This window comes from Burkholderia sp. Tr-20390, assembly GCF_017104595.1.
Taxonomy (GTDB): Bacteria; Pseudomonadota; Gammaproteobacteria; order Burkholderiales; family Burkholderiaceae; genus Burkholderia.
In genome coordinates, this window is the sequence record NZ_JAAGPC010000369.1 from 1 (window position 1) to 2,689 (window position 2,689).

Here is a 2,689-nt window from a genome sequence, read left to right on the forward strand (position 1 = left end):
TGCCCGCGCTGCGCGACGTGCTCGCGTCGCGCTCGACCACGCTGCTGGCGCTGGGGTTCGCCACCTACAACGTGCAGTTCTTCGCGGCGATGACGTTCCTGCCGGTGTTCCTGATGCAGCGCCTCGGCGTCGCGGTCGGTGCCGCGGGGTTGATCAGCGCGGCGATCGTCGCCGCGTGCGTGATCGGCAACCTGACGGCCGGCTGGCTGTTGTCGCGCGGCGCACGGCCCGGGATCGTGATGGCCGCGACGTCGGTCGCGATCGGCGCGGCCGGCGCGGGGCTCTTCAGCGCGGCCACGCCGGCGCCGCTCGCGGTCGCGCTGGGTTTTGCGTTTTCGGCGATCGCGGGGATGTTGCCCGCGACGATCCTCGCGTGTGCGCCGGGCTCCGCGCCGACGCCGTCGCTGGCGCCGCTCAGCATCGGCTGGGTCGTGCAGGGCAACTATCTCGGGCAGGTGATCGGGCCGCTCGCGATCGGCTCGATCGTCGGCGCATTCGGCTGGTCGGGCGGCATCGGGCTGATGCTCGCGGCTGCCGTCACCGGCGCGGCGATCGGCCTGTCGCTGCTGCGCGAAACGATGGGCCGGCGCTGAGCGCGGCGCCGTTCAATCTGCACGGAAATCCGTCAAGCATGCTCAACACCATGGAAAGCCTGATTTGCGAAGCAGACCCGCCGTGCGATGCGCCGGCATGGGTCGAAGACGATGCTATGCCGCCACGTGGCGGCGTCGCGCATCCGCTCGGGACGATCGGCCGGGCGCCGGTTCCCGAGCCTGCGGCGGCGGCCGTCTCGCCGTTGCGCCCGCAACTGTTCGTCACGGTGCTGGAGGCCGACGACCACGCGTTGCTGATTCGCTGGGTCGAGAGCGGCCGGTGCCATTACGGCGAGCAGCGCTGGCGCTTGCGCGTCGCGTTGCAGCCGGGCCGCTGCGCGATCTCGGGGCAGCCGATCGAGCCGGGCGAGCCGGTGTTCCGGCCGGTGCGGCGGCCCGTGCCGGCCAATGGCGACGAGATGATCTGCCCGGCGGCGGTGCCGGGTGCGGCCGGCCTGGCAGGTGACGACGCCCCGGAGGGCGAAGACGCGCGCGAGCCGGCCGACGTTTCCGGTTGAACGCCGGCCGGCTGCGACACGCGGTCGTTACTTCTTCACGTCGTGCCGGTACTGGATGAAGCCGGCGTTGTTCGCGAGCTTGTCGTACAGCGCGCGTGCCGTCGTGTTGGTTTCGTGGGTGAGCCAGTACACACGGCTCGCGCCGGCTTCACGGGCATGTTCGTACACGGCCTCGATCAGCGCGCCGCCTGCGCCTTGCCCGCGTGCGTCGGGTGCGGTGTACAGGTCCTGCAGGTAGCAGTACGGCCCTTCGGTCCAGCACGAGCGGTGGTAGATCGAATGCACGATCCCGACCAGCGCACCCGATGCGTCGAATGCGCCGAGCACGAACATCGGCTCGGCGGGATCCATCAGGCGGGCCCACGTCGTCGCGAACACCGCGTCGCTCAGCGTGGTGTCGTAGAACTTCTGATAACCCTGCCACAGCGGGCGCCATGCGGCTTCGTCGGCGGCGACGAGCGGGCGCACCGTGACGCGCGTCGCGTCGTTCGCGCGGCTGGCCGCATCGCGCGCGCTTGCCTGCGCGTGGCGAATCGCGGTGAGCGACCGGCGCTGCTCGCCCTGCGCGTCGAAGTTTTCCGGGGCGAGCCACGCGTCGAACGCGGCGCGCACATCCGGCCATTCGCCGTCGATGATCGAGAACCACGCGGTATCGCGATTGCGGCCGCGGTAGATGATCGCCTGCCGGAACGTGCCCTCGTAGCGGAAGCCGAGCCGGGCGGCGGCCTTGCGCGACGGGAGGTTCAGGTCGTCGCACTTCCATTCGTAACGCCGGTAGCCGAGCGTGTCGAACGCGTACTTCATCAGCAGGAACTGCGCTTCGGTGGAAACGGGCGTGCGCTTGAGCAGCGGCGAGAACGTGACGGAGCCGACCTCGATCACGCCGTTGGCCGGATCGATGCGCATCAGCGCGAGCGTGCCGACCGCGCGGCCGGTGGCGCGGTCGATCACCGTGTAGTGCAGCGGATCCGGGCTCGCCTGCGCGGTACGCGCGTACTCGCGGTAGCTCGCTTCGTCGGCGTACGGGCCGTGTGCGAGATAGGTCCAGTCGCTGCCGTCCGGCGCCTGCGAGTAGGCGGCGTGCAGGTCGGCCGCGTGGCGCTCGGCGTCGAGCGGTTCGAGCCGGCAGTAGCGGCCTTCGAGCACGATGCGCTCCGGGCGCGGGCGCGCGGACCAGTCGGGAACGGGGTGGCCGATGGGTTGCTGGAAAGCGTTGGTGAGCGTGGACAAGGTCGATCTCGCTTCGGTTGGCGGCCGGCGACATGCCGGCATGCAGACGATCGTAGTCGCGGCGAGGTACCATGAGAAGCGCCAGAGATCGGAAAATTTATGGTGCCACGAATATCGGGGGCCGAACCGCGAGCCGCCGTTCACCAGCCGTGCGCCACTTGCCGTACGCCACGTTCCGACATTTTCACGCTGCGATGTTCCGATGACGACTGTCCTTCCTTCCGGCGATGCGCCGTTGCTGCCGCTCGACGCGCCGCTGGCGCGCACGCCGGGCGCGCCTTCGCTGCAGCGCCAGTTGCTGCGCCGCGTGCGCGACGCGATTCTCGGCGGCGCGATGCCGGCCGGCAC

Annotated in this window: 3 protein-coding genes and 1 pseudogene; 3 read left to right on the plus strand and 1 reads right to left on the minus strand. The window is 70.5% G+C overall.

Going from position 1 to position 2,689, the window contains the following annotated elements; all coding sequences use genetic code 11:
* Together G3N98_RS38925 and G3N98_RS38930 are read left to right on the plus strand one after the other, a co-directional pair.
* Positions 1-593: MFS transporter (locus tag G3N98_RS38925; RefSeq protein WP_346779131.1), on the plus strand; the 593-nt coding region annotated here is incomplete at its 5' end.
* Positions 594-631: 38 nt separating this feature from the next.
* Entirely contained in the window at positions 632-1,111 is a 480-nt protein-coding gene (locus G3N98_RS38930) for a DUF3331 domain-containing protein (protein ID WP_206151091.1), read from the plus strand.
* Between the two features lie 27 nt (positions 1,112-1,138).
* Here the strand turns inward: G3N98_RS38930 and G3N98_RS38935 are convergent, their stop codons facing one another.
* Entirely contained in the window at positions 1,139-2,341 is a 1,203-nt protein-coding gene (locus G3N98_RS38935; protein ID WP_206151092.1) for a GNAT family N-acetyltransferase, read from the minus strand.
* Positions 2,342-2,543: 202 nt separating this feature from the next.
* On the opposite strand from G3N98_RS38935, the pseudogene G3N98_RS40100 reads away from it, so the two are divergent.
* A pseudogene (locus tag G3N98_RS40100) lies at positions 2,544-2,689 on the plus strand (PLP-dependent aminotransferase family protein); the annotation flags it as partial.

Bases quoted from the DNA above. Each gene is read 5' to 3' on its own strand.
- G3N98_RS38930 (WP_206151091.1), top strand. From the start codon at position 632: ATGCTCAACACCATGGAAAGCCTGATTTGCGAAGCAGACCCGCCGTGC.